This window comes from Paraburkholderia sp. SECH2, from assembly GCF_030464795.1.
In the GTDB taxonomy this organism is placed as follows: Bacteria; Pseudomonadota; Gammaproteobacteria; order Burkholderiales; family Burkholderiaceae; genus Paraburkholderia; species Paraburkholderia aspalathi.
In genome coordinates this window covers 154,947-172,362 of the sequence record NZ_JALPRH010000008.1, presented here as the reverse complement: position 1 = coordinate 172,362, position 17,416 = coordinate 154,947, and the positions used below count along the sequence as shown (strand labels likewise).

Sequence of the window (17,416 nt, the reverse complement as noted above, 5' to 3'; positions counted from 1 at the left end):
GGCGCGGTGTGCGGCGCGCTTTTCCGTCCAGACGGATTTTAGCAGGTGCTAATATGTTCAATGAGATGCCCACCAAGGGCCGTGGCCGCCGTGCCTGATCGGCGTGTCAACGTAACGCGCGCCGACGGTCGGCTTACAGCCGTTCGCGCGTCAATCCAACATAACGAAAAAGGGAACAGTCATGCTGATTACTTTCAAATGTCGCGCCGCGCCGGACGTGATGATGCTGGAAAATCTCGCTCAGTACCTGGTCGGCATTGTCGGCAAGCGTCTGGGTGAGCGTGGTGTCATCACCCACGACGAACTGAGCGTCGCGATCACGAAACTCGAATCGGCGATCAGCGTCGACAAACAGGAACGTGCCGAGCACGACGGCCATTTTCACGAAGGCGAAGACGGCCACGAGCATCATGAGATCCCGCCGGGACTCGCCCAGCGTGCGTATCCGTTCCTCGACATGCTGCGCGCCGCGCAGAAGGAAAACGCGGATATCGTCTGGGGTATCTGATCCCGCGGCGGTCCGCTGGCGGTGGAGTTCGCCGCGCTCGCGGCGCTGGTCGTGACGTGTCAATGAAAAGAGCCCGCATCTGCGGGCTCTTTGTTTTTCACGGGTCTTGCGGCCCGCCTGCCGAAACGGCTTACTGGCTGGCGGCGTCCGCCGGGGCAGCCGCCGGTGCCGACGCACCCTTCTTGGCTTTTTGCTTCTTGGGCTTCTTGACGTGCTTCACGGTGGGCGGCGAATACGAACTGACCGCGCTGGAGCCGGCCGGAGCGGCGGGCTGGGCCAGCGCCACCGAGGCGCCTGCGGCGAGCGAAACAGCAGTCAATAACAGCGTCAGCTTCTTCATACGATTTTCTCCGTTGACGATTGCAATTTGATAAGCCGACGCGTTTTGGCCGCGTCTGGCGGGTTGATGCCGTTTCAGTCTACAAAGCCGAAAATTACACTGCCGCAAATATTCAGCCTAGCGTGCCCGATATAGTAGGTCGCCCGCCCCGCAAGGCTTACAGCAAAGGCGCGAGCGCCCGCTCAGCGTCTGTTTTCGACAACGACATGCGTTTTGCGTAGTCTTCCAGCTGGTCCTGGCCGATCTTGCCAACCGAGAAATAGGTGCTGTCCGGGTGCGCCAGATAGAAGCCGGAGACGCTGGCCGCCGGCAGCATGGCCAGCGATTCGGTCACGCTCATGCCGATTTCAGTGGCTTGCAGCACGTCGAACATGTCGCGTTTCACGAGGTGGTCCGGACAGGCCGGGTAGCCCGGCGCCGGGCGGATGCCGTGGTACTTTTCGGCGATCAGGTCTTCGTTGGAAAGGGTTTCGGCGTTCGCGTAGCCCCACAGGTCGCGCCGCACGCGGGCATGCAGTCCTTCAGCGAAGGCTTCGGCGAAGCGGTCGGCGAGCGCTTTGAGCATGATCGCGCTGTAGTCGTCGTGATCCTTTTCGAACTGCTTTTCCTTCACGTCCACACCCAGACCCGCCGTGACCGCGAACATGCCGATATAGTCGGCCACGCCCGAGTCCTTCGGCGCGATAAAGTCGGCCAGCGACCGGTTCGGGCGCATCACGCCGTCCACCACTGGCCGCACGCTTTGCTGGCGCAGGTTACGCCACGTGAGCGCGACTTCCGAGCGCGATTCGTCCGTGTAGATTTCGATGTCGTCGTCGTTCACCGTGTTGGCCGGCAGCAGCGCGATCACGCCGTTGGCCTGCAGCCAGCGGCCCTGAATCAGGCGCGCGAGCATCGACTTGCCGTCCGAGAACACGCGGCGGGCCGATTCGCCGACGATCTCGTCGTTCAGGATCGCCGGATACGGGCCGGCCAGGTCCCAGGTCTGGAAGAACGGACCCCAGTCGATGTAGTTCGCCAGCTCGTTCAGATCGTAGTTCTTGAACACGCGGCGGCCGATGAACTTCGGCTTGACCGGCTTGTAGCCGGCCCAATCGACCTTGGTCTTGTTCGCGCGGGCTTCGGCGAGCGTGACCATGGGCAGCGCTTTCTTGTTGGCGTGCTGGTCACGGATGCGGTCGTAGTCGGCTTTGAGGTCGTCGACGTATTTCGCTGCGCCTTCATCGGACAGCAGGCTCGACGCCACGGAGACTGAGCGGGAAGCGTCCGGCACATACACCACCGGTCCCTCATAGTGCGGCGCGATCTTGACCGCGGTGTGCACGCGCGAGGTAGTTGCGCCGCCGATCAACAGCGGAATCTTCTTGATGCGGAAGTAGTCGTCGCGTTGCATTTCCGAGGCGACGTAGGCCATCTCTTCGAGGCTAGGCGTAATCAGTCCGGACAAGCCGATGATGTCCGCGCCTTCAACCTTCGCCTTGGCGAGAATGTCGTTGCACGACACCATCACGCCCATGTTGACCACTTCGAAGTTATTGCACTGAAGCACCACCGAGACGATGTTCTTGCCGATGTCGTGCACGTCGCCCTTCACCGTAGCGATGACGATCTTGCCCTTCGCGCGCACATCGGCGCCGGCTTCGGCCATCAGCTTCTTTTCTTCTTCGATGTACGGGATCAGATGCGCGACCGCCTGCTTCATCACGCGCGCCGACTTCACGACCTGCGGCAGGAACATCTTGCCCTGACCGAACAGGTCGCCGACGATGTTCATGCCATCCATCAGCGGGCCTTCGATCACATTGATCGGACGACCGCCGGCTGCGGCGATTTTCGCGCGCACTTCCTCGGTATCTTCGACGATGAAGTTGGTGATGCCGTGTACCAGCGCATGCGACAGACGCTTCTCGACGGGCTGATTGCGCCACTCGAGGTTCTCTTCCTTCTTCGCGGCGCCGGTCTTGAACTTGTCGGCGATTTCCAGCAAACGATCGGTGCCGTCTTCACGGCGGTTCAGCACGACGTCTTCAACCCGCTCGCGCAACTCCGGGTCGAGGTCGGCATACACGCCGAGCTGACCCGCGTTGACGATGCCCATGTCCATCCCCGCCTGAATCGCGTGATAGAGGAACACGGTGTGGATCGCTTCGCGCACCGGATCGTTGCCGCGGAACGAGAACGACACGTTCGACACGCCGCCGCTGATCTTTGCGTAGGGCAGGTTTTCCTTGATCCAGCGCGTGGCGTTGATGAAGTCGACGGCGTAGTTGTTGTGCTCTTCGATGCCGGTCGCAATCGCGAAGATGTTCGGATCGAAGATGATGTCTTCCGGCGGGAAGCCGACTTCGTTCACGAGGAAGTCGTAGGAGCGTTTGCAGATCTGCGTCTTGCGTTCGAACGTATCGGCCTGGCCTTGCTCGTCGAACGCCATCACGACCGCAGCCGCGCCGTAACGGCGAATCAGGTTCGCGTGGTGACGGAACGCTTCTTCGCCTTCCTTTAGCGAGATCGAATTGACGATTGCCTTGCCTTGCACACATTTCAGACCGGCTTCGATCACGTCCCACTTCGACGAGTCGATCATGATCGGCACGCGCGCGATGTCCGGTTCCGAGGCGATCAGATTCATGAAGCGGACCATCGCCGCTTTCGAATCGAGCATCGCCTCGTCCATGTTGACGTCGATGATCTGCGCGCCGTTTTCGACCTGCTGCCGCGCGACTGCGATTGCGTCGTCGAACTGGTCGTTCAGGATCATTCGCGCGAACGCCTTCGAGCCGGTCACGTTGGTGCGTTCACCGACGTTGATGAAGAGCGTCCCGGTCGTGACGTTGAACGGCTCGAGGCCGGAAAGGCGCATGGTGTGATCGGTCATGGCGTAGGTGCGGTTCGGTTGCGTGCGATTACTTGCGTCGGGTTCGATAGCGGACGTGCGGCGGATCAGGATCGAGCCGCCGGACTCAGGCTGCGTCGCGGTATTGCGTCGGCCATTGGCGCGGCTTCACTTCAGCCAGCGCTTTGGCAATCGCCGCAATATGCTCCGGCGTCGTGCCGCAGCAGCCGCCGGCGATATTCACGAGGCCTGCCTGAGCGAACTCCTTCAGCAATCCCGATGTATCGGCCGGCAATTCGTCGAAGCCCGTATCGCTCATCGGATTCGGCAAACCGGCGTTCGGATAGCACGACACGTAGGTGTCGCACAGTTTCGCCAGTTCGGCGATGTACGGGCGCATCAGCGCCGCGCCCAACGCGCAGTTCAAGCCGAAGGTGAGCGGCTTGGCGTGACGCAGCGAGTTCCAGAAGGCCTCAACGGTTTGTCCCGAGAGAATCCGGCCCGATGCATCCGTGACGGTGCCCGAAATCATGATCGGCAGACGCTCGCCGGTGTCTTCGAACAGCTCGTCCAGTGCGAACAGCGCGGCTTTCGCGTTGAGCGTGTCAAAGATGGTTTCGACGAGGAACAGATCGCAGCCGCCGTCGAGCAAAGCCTTTGCCTGCTGGTAATACGCCGTGCGCAGTTCGTCGAACGTCACGTTGCGTGCGCCCGGATCGTTCACGTCAGGAGAAATGCTCGCTGTTTTCGGCGTCGGTCCGATCGCGCCGGCGACAAAGCGCGGCTTGTCGGGCGTCGAGTATTTGTCGCAGGCGGCGCGTGCCAGCTTCGCCGATTCGAGATTCATCTCGATGGCGAGGTCTTCCATTCCGTAGTCGGCTTGCGCAACCGTGGTCGCACCGAACGTGTTGGTTTCGATGATATCCGCGCCCGCCGCGAGGTACTGCTCGTGAATCTCGCCAATGATCTGCGGCTGCGTAATCGACAGCAACTCGTTGTTGCCCTTGATGTCGCGCCCGTAGTCCTTGAAGCGCTCGCCACGATAGCGGGCTTCGTCGAGCTTGTAGCGCTGGATCATCGTGCCCATTGCGCCGTCCAGAATCAGGATGCGCGACTTGAGCAGCGCGGGCAGCGCCGTGCCGCGCGTGTAGGCGGCGTCGGGACGGACGAGCGTGGCGGATTGAGCAGGCTGATTCATGGCGGACGAGGGCTTGCGCCGACTTTTTCGGGAAACCTGTCATTGTAGCCGCTGTGGGGCGGTCCCGCCCGGCGCGCGCTCAGCAGGCGGATGCGCGTGCCGCGGCAACGGTGGCCGGGGCTGTGGCCGCAGCGGAAACAAACAGAGGAAATGACAAAGGAAACTACAAGGGAAACAAAACGGCCCAGTCAGGTGAAAGCCTGCTGGGCCGCGTTACGTCAACTGACCGCCTTATAAAGGCCGTCGGCTAAGCCGGTCGGCGCGGTCGATATATGTCGCCAAACCGTTACGTTCAACCCTTCAGTTAGTGAAGAATCACCGGTTGATGCATCAGGCTGTCGAATTGCCCGAGGAATTCGTCTACCTCATCCAGCGACGGTTCCTCTTCGATCAGCTTTTGCACATGCTCGCGGAAACGCGCTGCCATTGCACCATCAATGTAGATTTCGCGCTGCATGTTCTTGTCGACGATCTCGTAGCCGCCTGATTTCATGGCCAGCGGGCCTTCCTGCGGCGGAAACTCGACGACACAATAGTTGGGGCTGTTATAGATCATTTGCATGGCGACACTCCTTATTTCCGTTGGCTCCTGGCCATTCCTGCGCCATAGGTGGAGCTTGTGGTGTGGAATTCAAGGGGTGGGTCCGGATTGACGCTTGTACAGTTCCGAACCTACCGGTTAGACCGGCTTTCCAAGAAACGTTTCAAGCAGTGCAGCAAAACGGTGAGATTGCTCGATGGGCGCGAGATGAGCGGCATCGAGTAGTTCGAACTGCGCGCCTTGGATGGCGTCTGCTATTGCCTGCGTAGCAGCAGGTAGCGTGCCCGTGTCATGGCGGCCTCCCACGGCCAACGTCGGGCAACGAATTGTTCCCAGCTTACCGCGTAGATCGAAATCGCGCAGGGCTTCGCACGCCATGGCGTAGCCTTCTGGCAACGTATGGCTCAGGACGTCGCGAATTTGCTCGACGGCTTCGGGATGTGCTGCCTGGAAATCGGGCGTCAGCCAGCGGCTCAATGTCGCTGGCACGAGGGACGCCATGCCCTCCGTGCGCGCCGTTGCCGCACGTTGATCCCATATCGCGCGGCCTTCGGGCGGCGTGCCGCTCGTGGTGTCGGCAGCGGTCAGCGTGTCGACGCGCGACGGGTAGTCCAGCGTGAATTGCTGCGCGATCATGCCGCCCATCGACATGCCGACGAGATGCGTGGTGGGTGCGCCGAGCGCATCGAGCAGCGCGGCGAGATCGCGGGACAGATCGGCGACGCTGAATGGTTCGCTCGATACCGCGGTCTTGCCGTGGCCGCGCAGGTCGTAGCGCAGCACGGTGTACTCGTCGCGGAAATAGCCGGCGAGTTGATCCCAGACAGACAGATCGCCGCCGAGCTGATGAATGAACGTCAGCCACGGGCCGCCGCCCTCATTGCTCAGGACATAGCGCGTCTCGATACCGTTGATTTTCACTTGCATGCAGGCTCCTTGAAGGGAACGCGGTGGAAAGAGCCGTTTGCGCGCTTCTCCCGCCTTCACTATACCTACGTGGCGGCCGCGCGAACGGTTGCGGTTCACGTGCGAGTGAGCCGCGTCGCGGAAGTTTCAACGATCTGTTCGAGACCCTGCTCGGGTTCAGGGTTTTTCGGGCGCGTTGCCGGGCACGGTCGTATCGACCGAGGGGGTAGTTTCGGGCGTTGGTGCGGGTGGGTTGGCGGGTGATTGGTTTGCCGAATTGTCAGGCGAGGTATTGCCGGCGCCGCTGGTGCCATTAGAACCACTCGTGCTGTCAACGCTGCTGCCCGTACCGTCCGCATTGAGCTTGCCGCGCCACACCAGTTCGAATTGCGTGCCATTCGGCTCGGTCTGCATGATTCGCGCGGGCAGCCAGCCAAGCGAAGGCGCGAGCCAAACGTCGATGCGGCGCAGATCGCCGTCATGGCGAGGCAAGCGTTTGAAGTGGCGCGTCTCGAGGTAGCCCTGCGCGGTGCGGATGGTTTCGTCGCCGATCGTCTCGACTGGCCAGTTCTCGCCGCTGTTGTTATCGACCACAAAGAATTGCCGCGTCACGCCCGGCTTATAGGCGGCCGGGTCGCCGCGCACGAGGCTGGCGAGTTGCATCACCATGCTGAAACGGTCTTGCGCGCCGTCGGGCAGCGGCAGCGTGGTCGGGGTACGCGTGAAGGCGATATTTTTGTCGGTCCGATTGAAGATCGCCACGTCTTCCGGACGACGGCCGCGCTTTTCGATGTATTGATCCGGCGCGAGGCCGAATGCGTCGATGCGGCCATGACTCGAATACACGAATGTGCCGACGAACGGCAACGGCACGGAGACGACCATCTCGTAACTCTGTGCGTTGCTGGTCCAGTGGATGGTGCCCGGCTGGTTACGCACGCCGTTGTAGAACGTGTCGTACTGCAGTTCACCGGATGGCGGAACGGAGAACTTCACGCCCGCGGCAGCTTGAGGCGCGCTCGCAGCGGCGGGGGCGCTGGCCGTGCCGGCGGCGGTTGCGCCCGCCTTGGCGTTGGCATCGGGGTGACTCGCTGCAGCCGATGCGCTCGCCGCGGCATCCGACGCGGCCGCGACCGCGGGTGCCTGCTTTGCCGGTTGCGTTGCCGTCAATACGTGTTCGCGCGGCTTGCTTGCGACGGCCTTGTGCGTCGGAGCCGGCGTTGCTGCTTGCTGCGTGTCGGTAGCGGGTTTGCGTTCGATACGCTCGGGTGTCAGCAGTGCAACTTGCACGGGGACACGTTCGTTGTCTGATGGATTCAGCGACGCGCGGTTGCGCTCGACCCATTGCGCCGCAATCCAGTGCAGAACGGCCACCGCCAGCAGAACCGCAAGCCATCGCCCCACCCGCAAACCGGCGCGCGGCCCGACGGGCGGCGTGCGATCAGAGCGTTGTGCGGTGGAAGGTGAGGACATAGGCGAATCGTCAGCGTGGCGTCGCACTATACCCGAGCTCATACGAGAGCTTTTGCGCACATTCGCGCAGCGCCGTATCGATCTCGCCGCCCCAGCGGATATCGAATGCACCCTCATGACCGAGCGCGACCAGGCCCAGCGCGAGATCACCGGTCGAGTCGAAGACCGGCATGCAGAACGCGTGGATGGTGGGCAGCAACATGCCTTCCACACGCGCTGCTTCGTGCTGCCGCACCTCCGTCAGCGCCCGTTCGACCTCGTCCCGCGTGCGCGGCCCGCCCATGTGCGACGAGCGGCGTGAATCGGCCAGTTCGCGCTCCAGCATCGCTGCGGTCTTGCTCGACGGCAGATAGGCGGCAAACAGCAGGCCGGTGGCGGAACTGAGCAGCGGCATCACGTCGCCGAGCTTGAGCGAGGCCTTGGCCGGATGACTCGATTCCATCCAGTGGACCATCGTCGGCCCCTGATTGCCCCACACCGCGATGCCCACGGTCAGATCGAGCCGGTCGCGCAGTTCGGCAAGCGCAATGCGCGCGAGCTTCACGCCGTCGACGCGCGCAAGCCGCGCGAGCCCCAATTGCAACGCAAAGCCGCCCAGTTCGTAGCGGCCCGACAGCGGATCCTGCGCCACCACGCCGAGGCGCAGGAAGCTCACCAGATAGCGGTGCGCTTTCGCCGGGCTCATACCGGCACGCTGCGCCAGATCGCGCAGCATCATCGCGCGCGGTTCGTGGGTGAGCACCTCGAGCAATCTGAAACCGACTTCGATCGACTGGATGCCCGAGCGCAGTTTTTCCTCGCCGGTTTCGACGCTTTCGTCGTCGGATTCGGGCGCGTCGAGCGGCTCCTGCGGTTCAGCGGAAGCGGAGTCGGTATCGGTGCGGATCGCGCCGGAGCGGGCAATTGGAGGCATGAGCGAGGCGCATCGAGCGCGTTCAAAAGACAGTGAGAGAGGCGTTAGACGCAAGGGCGCTTGGGCCGCGCCGATTCACCATCGTAGAATAGATTCCTTCTATCGTCACTAACGGTTCACTCCCCTATGAAACTTGCCACGCTGAAGGACGGCACGCGCGACGGTCAGCTGATCGTCGTGTCCCGCGACCTGCATACCGCGGCCGTCGCCGACGCGATCGCGCCCACCATGCAGCGCGTGCTCGACGACTGGGCCTTCTACGCGCCGCAATTGCAGGATCTGTACGACGCGCTCAACCAGGGCCGGGCGCGCAACACCTTCCCGTTCGACGCCAAAGAATGCATGGCGCCGCTGCCGCGAGCGTTCCAGTGGGCCGACGGTTCGTCGTACGTGAATCATGTGGAGCTGGTGCGCCGCGCGCGTGGCGCGGAAATGCCGCCGGAATTCTGGACCGATCCGCTGATGTACCAGGGCGGCAGCGACGACTTCATCGGCCCGAAAGACGATGTGCTGTGCGCCTCTGAAGAATTCGGTATCGACTTCGAAGCGGAAGTCGCCGTGATCACCACCGACGTGCCGATGGGCGCCACGCCCGACCAGGCGCTCAGGAGCGTACGTCTGGTGACGCTCGTCAACGACGTCTCGCTGCGCAATCTGATCCCCGCCGAACTCGCGAAGGGCTTCGGCTTTTTCCAGAGCAAGCCGGCCACGTCGTTTGCGCCGGTCGCGGTGACGCCGGATGAACTCGGCGAAAGCTGGCGCGAAGGGCGCCTGCATCGGCCGATGATCGTGCACTGGAACAACAAGAAGGTCGGCCAGCCCGATGCCGGCACCGACATGGTGTTCCATTTCGGCCAACTGATCTCGCACGCGGCGAAAACGCGCAACCTTCGCGCCGGTGCGATTGTCGGCTCGGGCACGGTGTCGAACAAGGACGCTAAGCGCGGCTATTGCTGTATCGCTGAAAAGCGCTGCCTCGAGACCATCGAGCACGGCGCGCCGCAAACCGAGTTCATGAAGTTTGGCGATACCGTGAAGATCGAGATGTTCGACGAAGCCGGCAAGTCGATTTTCGGTTCAATCGATCAGGGCATCGCGCCGCTGGATTGATGCGCCGGTTTGGTGCGGACCGCGGCAATCAGGACCGCGCCGCGTGCGCTTCATTGCTTACGAAAGGGTTTCGCCCGATGCCGCCGTCACGACGCGCCGCTACACTGACTGGCGCGGCGGCGGCCCCGGGATAGCGGCTGTCCGTTGATCGCGAAACCAATGCAAAACCATCGCGAAGCCGCACGTGAGCAGGACATAAGCAACACATAAGTAACACCCAAGCAGCACATCGGCGCTACATCAAAACGAAAAACCGAGGTGAGGAGACAGCATGCCGCGATTTGAAACCACCGAACGAGGAATCCAGGGCGCTCGCGCATTGAGCGTACGCGCAACACCATCGTGTCGCGGACTCGCCCGTCTTGCCGCCGCGCTGTGTGCCGCGTTGCCCGCCATCGCCATTGCGCAGGTGAAGATCGGCCTCGTGCTGTCGCTGACCGGGCCGGCCGCTTCGCTCGGTATTCCCGCGCGCGACACAGTCACACTGCTGCCTAAACAGATCGGCGGTCAGAGCGTCGAATACATCGTGCTCGACGACGCGTCCGACACCACGCAGGCCGTGCAGGACACCAAGAAGCTGATCTCCGAGAATCACGTCGACGCGATCATCGGCTCGTCGATCACGCCGAATTCGCTCGCGATGATCGACGTGGTTGCCGATGGTGAAACACCCATGATCTCGCTGGCCTCGTCGGCGAAAATCATCGACCCTGTGGATGCGAAACGCCACTGGGTATTCAAGACCCCGCAGACCGATGCGATGATGGCCTCGGCGATTGCCGCTCACGCCAGTACGCATGGCGTCAAAACGATCGCGTTCATCGGCCAGGCCGACGCGCTCGGCGAAACCTTCTACACCGAAGTCGCGAAGTTCGCGCAACTGCATCACATCAACGTGGTGGCGAGCGAGCGCTTCAATCGCACCGATCCGAGCGTGACCGGCCAGGTTCTGAAGATTCTCGCGACCCATCCGGATGCAGTGGTGGTCGGCGCGGCCGGCACGCCCGCCGCGCTGCCGCCGAAGACCCTCAGGGAACGCGGCTACAAAGGGCTCATCTATCACAATCATGGCGTGGGCAATAACGACTTCCTGCGGGTGTGCGGCGCCGACTGCAACGGCACGTTCCTGCCCGCGAGCCCGGTGCTGGTCGCCGCGCAATTGCCGGCGGACCATCCGGCCAAACGTCTCGCGCTCGACTACATCGCGCGCTTCGAGGCGTTGCGTGGACCGGGCAGCGTGTCGGCGTTCGGCTCGTACACGTGGGACGCCGGCATGCTGCTCAGTAACGCGGTACCGATCGCGCTCAAGGTGGCCGCCCCCGGCACGCCGGAATTTCGCGGTGCGTTACGCGATGCGCTCGAAGCGACGCGTGGTCTTGCGGATACCAACGGCGTGGTCAACATGAGCGCCACTGATCATCTCGGACTCGATCAACGGGCGCGTGTAATGGTCGAGATCATGAATGCGAAGTGGGTTTATCAGCCGCATTGAAATTTTGCTGGGTTTGCGCGGATCTAGCGCGGAATATGGCAAATGTGCCCTTAGCTTAGGGCGGTGGTTTCAACCGACATACCGATAGACGGATTGCTCATCATGTCTCAGGCACCACACAGTAACGACGCGTTTTACGCGCACTACCACTCGCTGCAATTGCACCGCCATCCGCATGGCGTGCTCGAAGTCGTGATGAGCGGCGAGGGTGCGAACAAGAGCGGCCTCGCCACCGCTAACGCGCGGATGCACTTCGAACTCGCTGAAATCTGGCGCGATATCGATCGGGATCCCGACACGCGTGTCGCGATCATTCGCGGCGAGGGTAAGGGCTTTTCGGCCGGTGGCGACCTGCAACTGGTCGAAGACATGGCGACCGATTTCGACGTCCGCGCACGTGTGTGGCGCGAGGCGCGCGACCTGGTCTACAACGTGATCAACTGCAGCAAGCCGATCGTTTCGGCAATGCACGGTCCTGCGGTCGGCGCGGGGCTCGTGGCCGGGCTGCTCGCAGACATCTCGATCGCGACGAAGTCGGCGCGCATTATCGACGGCCATACGCGTTTGGGCGTGGCCGCCGGAGATCACGCGGCCATCGTCTGGCCGCTCCTGTGCGGCATGGCGAAGGCCAAGTATTACCTGCTGCTGTGCGAGCCGGTGAGCGGCGAGGAGGCTGAGCGGATCGGTCTCGTGTCGCTCGCCGTCGACGAAAACGATCTGCGGCCCAAAGCATTCGAAGTCGCTCAAAAACTGGCCAACGGCTCGCAAACGGCGATTCGCTGGACCAAGTACGCGCTGAACAACTGGCTGCGCTCGGCGGGGCCGGCGTTCGATACGTCGCTGGCACTGGAATTCATGGGCTTCGCCGGGCCGGATGTGCGCGAAGGCGTGAACTCGCTGCGTGAGCGGCGTGCGCCGGATTTTGGTGGCGCGGACCCGTGGAATGGGCAGCCGCGGCACACACCTGGCGGCGGCGCATCGGGCGGTGGGCGCTCCTGAAACCGGAGGCCGGCGCATATTGCGCAAAGCCCCGCTGGTCGGCATCTTGAGGTGCTGCGCGAGCGGGGCAAACATGGGGCATGCAGCAGCCCAAACTAAGCGCGATTCGCAGCACCACGCGCGGTATGATCGAATCGGACGCGCGCGGGACGGCGCTATTTCCTTCCCTTTATGCAGCGAGGCGACAAGCATGACTGATACATCTGGCACCACGCCGCCCTTTCCCGGCTTTCCCGGTTTTCCGCCCGCTGAAATGCTCGAACGCATGTGGGGCATGATGCGTCTCTCGCCATTCGGCTCAGCGTTTTCGGGTGCGCAGCCTGGCAGCAACCTCGGGCCGTCGCTGTCGATGATGTCCGACATGATGGCGCCGCTCACCAACGTTGAAGAACTCGATAAGCGCATCACCGATATGCGCGCGGTCGAGCAGTGGCTCAAGCTGAACCTGAACATGCTGCAGTCCGCCATTCAGGCGCTCGAAGTGCAGCGCGCCACGCTCGCGACGCTGCGTGCGTTCGGTGCGTTCGCGCAGTCGTCGATGGCGCAGCCGGCTTCCGCGGCTGCCGCGCCGAGTCCCTCGCCGACCGGCTGGCCGCACCCGGAAGCCTCTGCGGCTTCGGCCAGTGCAAGCTCATCGGCCGCGCCCGAACCGGCAGCCGAAGAAGGCGAAGCCGCCGCGGCACCGCCGTTCGATGCCTCCGGCTGGTGGAATCTGCTGCAATCGCAGTTCAATCAGATTGCCCAGTTTGCGATGACGCAGCCAGGCGCCGCGGCGGAAGGTTCGGTAATGGACTCGCCAGAAGGCGCGGCGAGCGCTTCAGCATCGGCAGGCGAGGCGGCTGACGTGCCGGAGGGAACCGCAGCCAAAAAGCCTGCAGCGAAACGGGCAGCGACGTCGGCTTCAACGGCCGCGAAGCGCGCAGGCAGCGCGAGCGCCGCTCCCCGAGCGACGAAAAAGGACATTTGACGGCGGGAATGAAACGGGTCGGCGCGATCTGTGCGCCGACAGCGTGCGCAGCCGTGCCGACCGGCGGCGCTAACGAAGTGAATTCGCCGCCTGTCATGGTTTTGACCCCGATCGTCCGCCACACTCCGTGAATCGGGCTGTTTATTGAGAGAAGTCAATCAGGCGCGGGAATTGCGTCTGCTAAGGCACGGGAACCGTAAAGTCAGCGTGCTATCATTGTGTAAGCTTCATTTGGCTTTTGGGCGTGCGCTGAAAACAACCCATGCGACCCGTCCTTGCGCCATTCGCCGCCGGTACCACCGGCGCAGAGCTGGACGGTGCGGATTCATCGCAGACTGGCTCGACCTCAGGCATAGGGTATCCCTCACCCACGGTTGGCCGCGCAGCGCGTAACTTCTGGTTAGCAGCGCCGCGCAAACGCCGGACTTCTTTGCTGCCCGGTGCATCTAGGCGGCCGATTACCGCGTAAAATTGAATGCTTGGCCGATAAACGGTGCACAAAACGGTGCGTTTCGTTCGTCATAAGCAAAAGTGCTACACGTAGTAGTTACAGACACAGACAGTATGCGCAGAACAGGGGTGGGACTATGAACACCATGCTTTATCCGGAACTTTATAAATCGCTCGAATCCGTTCGATGGGACATGGAGAAAGACATTCCCTGGGACAAGTTCGATGCATCGCTATTGACCGACGAGCAGGCAGCGACGATCAAGATGAACGCGATCACCGAATGGTCGGCGTTGCCCGCCACGGAAATGTTCCTCCGTGACAACCATCACGACAGCGATTTTTCCGCGTTCATGAGCGTGTGGTTCTTCGAAGAACAGAAGCATTCGCTGGTGCTGATGGAATATCTGCGCCGTTTCAAGCCGGAAATGTGCCCGACCGAAGAAGAACTGCACGCCGTGCGCTTCGAATTCGATCCGGCGCCGCCGCTCGAAACGCTGATGCTGCACTTCTGCGGCGAAATCCGCCTGAATCACTGGTATCGCCGTGCTGCCGAATGGCACACCGAGCCGGTCATCAAGGCCATCTACGAAACCATTTCGCGCGACGAAGCGCGTCATGGCGGCGCATACCTGCGCTACATGAAGAAAGCGATGGTGCAAACCGGCGACATCGCGCGTGCTGCGTTCGCCAAGATCGGCGTCCTGATGGCATCGGCGCGCCGCACGGAAAAGCCGCTGCATCCCACCAACCTGCACGTGAATCAGGCGCTGTTCCCGCGCGACACGATTCAATCGCGTCTGCCGGATCCGGAATGGCTCGAACGCTGGCTCGACGAGCAGATCCGTTTTGACGACGGTTGGGAAAAGAAGGTAGTCGAGCGGATTCTGCATAACCTGTCGATTCTGTTCGAGCGCACGTTCAACACGGCGCAGGAACTGAACCGTTATCGCAAGGAAGTCGTGCTGCGCCTGCAGGCCGATCAGAAATCGGCTGAACAGCCGGCTTGATGGGTTCAGGTTCGCGGTTTTAAAGTTTCAGGAACGGCCCGGCAGGCGTGAGCTTGCTGGGCCGTTTTGCTTCATGCCGTCCGGCGTGTATCGTGGCGGCACTTCTTTTTTCTTTTGCGACTCCGTCATGGCCGCTACTTTTGAACGCAAGATTTTTACGCGCGATGCGCTGGTGAAGCTCCGCGCTTCGATGTCCGCACCGGTTGTATTTACCAATGGTGTGTTCGACATCCTGCATCGCGGGCATGTGACATATCTGGCCGACGCCAAAGCACTCGGCGCTTGCCTGATTGTCGGCGTCAATAGCGATGCCTCTGTGCGCATGCTAGGCAAAGGCGATGACCGGCCGATCAATAACGAGGCTGACCGGATGGCTTTGCTGGCGGCGCTGGAGAGCGTCGATTACGTGGTTTGTTTTGGCGAGAAGACGCCCGTAGAGCTGATTTCGGCGCTGCGTCCGGATGTGCTTGTCAAAGGCGGCGACTACGACATGGATGTGTTGCCGGAGTCGGCTATTGTGCGGGGCTGGGGCGGCAAGGCTTTGGCGATTCCGTTCGAGCATGAACGCTCGACTACCGCGTTATTGAAGAAGGTTCGCGCGCAAGGGTGATCCTTACTGCGGCAGCGCCGATGCCGCGATCGGCGCCGTCGGCGCCGGGCCGCCTACCACGGCCTGGTCGGCGGCTTCGGCTGCCGTGACGGGCCGCACCTTCAACCACTCCGCATGGAGCTGGCGGTTCAGGTGGTTCGGCTCGCGGCCGCCGGCTGTGGGCGTCGGGCCGAATACGCCGCGCATCGCGACGAATGCCAGCATATTGGCAAGAAACAGGATGGCGATCAGCCAGCGCAGCATCGTTAGTATTCCCCGTTAATAAGTTCAGCCGCCGTTCTCGCGCTGCTATCCCGCCGTTGTTCGGAAGGTCGCGGCTCAGGCGTCGCGTTCCATCGCGTGCTCGGCCGCAATCAGCGCAAGCCCCGACAGCACCAGCGAATCGTGGCGAGTATGCGGCACTTTTAGCGCACTTGTCACTTCGTCCACGGCGCCGCCGCTTACCACCAGGCGCACCGGCACCTGCCATTCGTCCTGCAAGTCACGCCACATGCGTTCGATCAGACCGGCTTGCGCCAACGTGCATCCGGCCGACAACGAGCGCGGCGTGTCCGTCGCGAAGAATGGGCCGCGACGCTCGCGCTCAGACGGAGCATCCGCATCGAGCAAGCCGCGCGCTGCGTGGGCGTCGAGCGTCGGCAGTTGCGCCGTGTGCTCGCCGAGCGAGCGCATCATCAGAGTCCAACCTGGCGCAATCAGGCCGCCGACAAAGCTACCGTCCGCACGCAGCGCTTCAAGCGTGGTTGCCGTGCCGAACGTTGCAATGAGCAGGTTCTCGCCGGGAAACGCCGCGTGCGCGCCGATCAGGCCCGCCCAGCGATCGCTGCCGAGCGCATGCGGCGTCGTGTAGCTATTGATCACGCCGCACTGCTGCGCAGAGGCGCGGATCGTCGTGCGCGGCAGTTGCGGCCAGTGAGCGTCGAGTAGCGCGGCAATCCGTGCCGCGACGCTTTCGCCCGCCACGTTGGATAACCATGCGCCGCTCGGCGTCGGCAACGTCGACCAGTCCGGCAGGTCAACGCCGCCGTGCGCGAGCGCGCCGGCTGCGATTTGCGTACCGTCCGGCTGCACCAGCGCCCACTTGACGCGGCTATTGCCCGCGTCGATCAACAGATAAGGCGCGCCGCTCGTCATGCCGTATCGTCGGCCAGACGCAGCGAGACGTCACCGGTCGCGACGGCGAGACGCCCGGCCGCCGTATTGAGCAGCAGTTGTCCGCTTTCGTCGACGCCCGCGGCCACGCCGCGCGCCAGCTCTTTACCTTGCTCCAACAGCACGACTTCACGGCCTGCATAGGCGTGCACCGCGTTCCAGCGCGTCTGGAACGGTGCGAAGCCTTCCGTGCCGAAGCGCTGCAGCGCGGGTTCGAGCGCGTTCAGTTCCGCCGCCAGCGTGTCGGTGAGGTTTGCATTCGGCAGCGCGCGTTGCAGCGCAGTCGGTGTGGCGCCGCGCGCTTGCGCCGGCACGTTCGCGTTGAGCGCGCCGACCTTGGCGGCGAGCTCGTCCGCACCCTTTACATTGGTGCCGATACCGATCACCACGGCGCTCGCTTCGTCCGTGCTCCAAGCGGTTTCGATCAGGATGCCGGCCAGCTTGTCGCCTTCGAGCAGGACGTCGTTGGGCCACTTCAGCGCGATCTGCCCCGGACCCGCGACCGGTAACGAACGCAGCCCGTCGACCAGCGCCACGCCCACCGCGAGACTCAAGCCCGCCAGCCCTTCAAGCGGGCGCGGCAGCACACATGCCACCGAAAACAACAACGCATTGCCCGGTTCCGCATACCATGGGCGGCCACGACGGCCGCGGCCCGCGGTTTGCAGATACGCGACCCGCACGATCGGTCGCGGCAGTGCGCCGGCCTTGCGCGGCAATGCCTTGACGCGCGTCATCAGGTCGGCGTTGGTCGAGCCGGTTTCCTCGACGATTTCGATCGGCCAGTCGTGCGCATGCGCACCGAACAGCGCGACGGCGCGCTCACGGTCGATGCGCCAGTCGGAGGCCGCAGCGGCTTGGGGTGGGGTCTTGGAGGCGTTCATGTCTCATATTGTAGCCACTGCGAACGCCAG

General features: G+C 62.8%; 17 protein-coding genes. 7 read left to right on the top strand and 10 right to left on the bottom strand.

Going from position 1 to position 17,416, the window contains the following annotated elements; translation table 11 throughout:
* Nucleotides 1–181: 181 nt before the first annotated feature.
* On the top strand, nt 182–508 hold the full coding sequence (locus M0D66_RS16520) for a DUF1840 domain-containing protein (RefSeq protein ID WP_093645699.1): 327 nt from the start codon (nt 182–184) through the stop codon (nt 506–508).
* Between the two features lie 130 nt (nt 509–638).
* Here M0D66_RS16520 and M0D66_RS16515 read toward each other — a convergent pair whose 3' ends face one another.
* The 7 genes from M0D66_RS16515 to M0D66_RS16485 all read right to left on the bottom strand — a co-directional run bounded on the left by M0D66_RS16515 (nt 639) and on the right by M0D66_RS16485 (nt 8,712).
* The gene (locus tag M0D66_RS16515) at nt 639–848 is read right to left on the bottom strand and encodes an acid-shock protein (protein ID WP_093645696.1); all 210 of its coding nucleotides are present in this window, start codon (nt 846–848) and stop codon (nt 639–641) included.
* Between the two features lie 157 nt (nt 849–1,005).
* A complete protein-coding gene (gene metH, locus M0D66_RS16510) occupies nt 1,006–3,771 on the bottom strand; it encodes a methionine synthase (RefSeq protein ID WP_266211062.1) in 2,766 nt (921 codons plus the stop codon).
* Between the two features lie 37 nt (nt 3,772–3,808).
* A complete protein-coding gene (locus M0D66_RS16505; protein WP_200652553.1) occupies nt 3,809–4,879 on the bottom strand; it encodes a homocysteine S-methyltransferase family protein in 1,071 nt (356 codons plus the stop codon).
* A 304-nt stretch (nt 4,880–5,183) separates the two neighbouring features.
* On the bottom strand, nt 5,184–5,441 hold the full coding sequence (locus tag M0D66_RS16500; protein WP_007179533.1) for a DUF3567 domain-containing protein: 258 nt from the start codon (nt 5,439–5,441) through the stop codon (nt 5,184–5,186).
* A gap of 117 nt (nt 5,442–5,558) precedes the next feature.
* Complete coding sequence (locus M0D66_RS16495; protein WP_200652554.1) at nt 5,559–6,347, bottom strand: alpha/beta fold hydrolase; 789 nt, start codon at nt 6,345–6,347, stop codon at nt 5,559–5,561.
* Between the two features lie 156 nt (nt 6,348–6,503).
* Nucleotides 6,504–7,799, bottom strand: coding sequence for a DUF3108 domain-containing protein (locus M0D66_RS16490; RefSeq protein ID WP_266211026.1), 1,296 nt, complete (start codon nt 7,797–7,799; stop codon nt 6,504–6,506).
* Between the two features lie 10 nt (nt 7,800–7,809).
* Nucleotides 7,810–8,712, bottom strand: a complete 903-nt coding sequence (locus tag M0D66_RS16485; protein WP_266211025.1) for an IclR family transcriptional regulator — start codon at nt 8,710–8,712, stop codon at nt 7,810–7,812.
* Nucleotides 8,713–8,838: 126 nt separating this feature from the next.
* On the opposite strand from M0D66_RS16485, the gene M0D66_RS16480 reads away from it, so the two are divergent.
* The 6 genes from M0D66_RS16480 to rfaE2 all read left to right on the top strand — a co-directional run bounded on the left by M0D66_RS16480 (nt 8,839) and on the right by rfaE2 (nt 15,350).
* On the top strand, nt 8,839–9,822 hold the full coding sequence (locus M0D66_RS16480) for a fumarylacetoacetate hydrolase family protein (protein ID WP_093645679.1): 984 nt from the start codon (nt 8,839–8,841) through the stop codon (nt 9,820–9,822).
* Between the two features lie 271 nt (nt 9,823–10,093).
* Entirely contained in the window at nt 10,094–11,314 is a 1,221-nt protein-coding gene (locus M0D66_RS16475; protein WP_200652558.1) for an ABC transporter substrate-binding protein, read from the top strand.
* Nucleotides 11,315–11,416: 102 nt separating this feature from the next.
* Nucleotides 11,417–12,313: an enoyl-CoA hydratase/isomerase family protein gene (locus M0D66_RS16470; protein ID WP_256455614.1), complete on the top strand. Its 897-nt coding sequence runs from the start codon at nt 11,417–11,419 to the stop codon at nt 12,311–12,313.
* A gap of 190 nt (nt 12,314–12,503) precedes the next feature.
* Entirely contained in the window at nt 12,504–13,280 is a 777-nt protein-coding gene (locus M0D66_RS16465) for a PhaM family polyhydroxyalkanoate granule multifunctional regulatory protein (protein WP_200652560.1), read from the top strand.
* 587 nt (nt 13,281–13,867) lie between these two features.
* The gene (locus M0D66_RS16460; RefSeq protein WP_054035670.1) at nt 13,868–14,740 is read left to right on the top strand and encodes a ferritin; all 873 of its coding nucleotides are present in this window, start codon (nt 13,868–13,870) and stop codon (nt 14,738–14,740) included.
* A 127-nt stretch (nt 14,741–14,867) separates the two neighbouring features.
* Nucleotides 14,868–15,350 carry a D-glycero-beta-D-manno-heptose 1-phosphate adenylyltransferase gene (rfaE2, locus tag M0D66_RS16455; RefSeq protein ID WP_054035671.1) on the top strand — a complete coding sequence of 161 codons (483 nt, stop codon included), beginning with the start codon at nt 14,868–14,870 and terminating at the stop codon, nt 15,348–15,350.
* A 3-nt stretch (nt 15,351–15,353) separates the two neighbouring features.
* Here the strand turns inward: rfaE2 and M0D66_RS16450 are convergent, their stop codons facing one another.
* From M0D66_RS16450 to M0D66_RS16440, 3 genes are all read right to left on the bottom strand, one after another.
* On the bottom strand, nt 15,354–15,593 hold the full coding sequence (locus tag M0D66_RS16450) for a hypothetical protein (RefSeq protein ID WP_093645669.1): 240 nt from the start codon (nt 15,591–15,593) through the stop codon (nt 15,354–15,356).
* A gap of 75 nt (nt 15,594–15,668) precedes the next feature.
* Nucleotides 15,669–16,484, bottom strand: a complete 816-nt coding sequence (locus M0D66_RS16445) for a type III pantothenate kinase (protein WP_266211024.1) — start codon at nt 16,482–16,484, stop codon at nt 15,669–15,671.
* A complete protein-coding gene (locus tag M0D66_RS16440; RefSeq protein ID WP_266211023.1) occupies nt 16,481–17,386 on the bottom strand; it encodes a biotin--[acetyl-CoA-carboxylase] ligase in 906 nt (301 codons plus the stop codon). Before M0D66_RS16440 ends, M0D66_RS16445 begins: the two co-directional genes overlap by 4 nt.
* Nucleotides 17,387–17,416 lie beyond the last annotated feature (30 nt).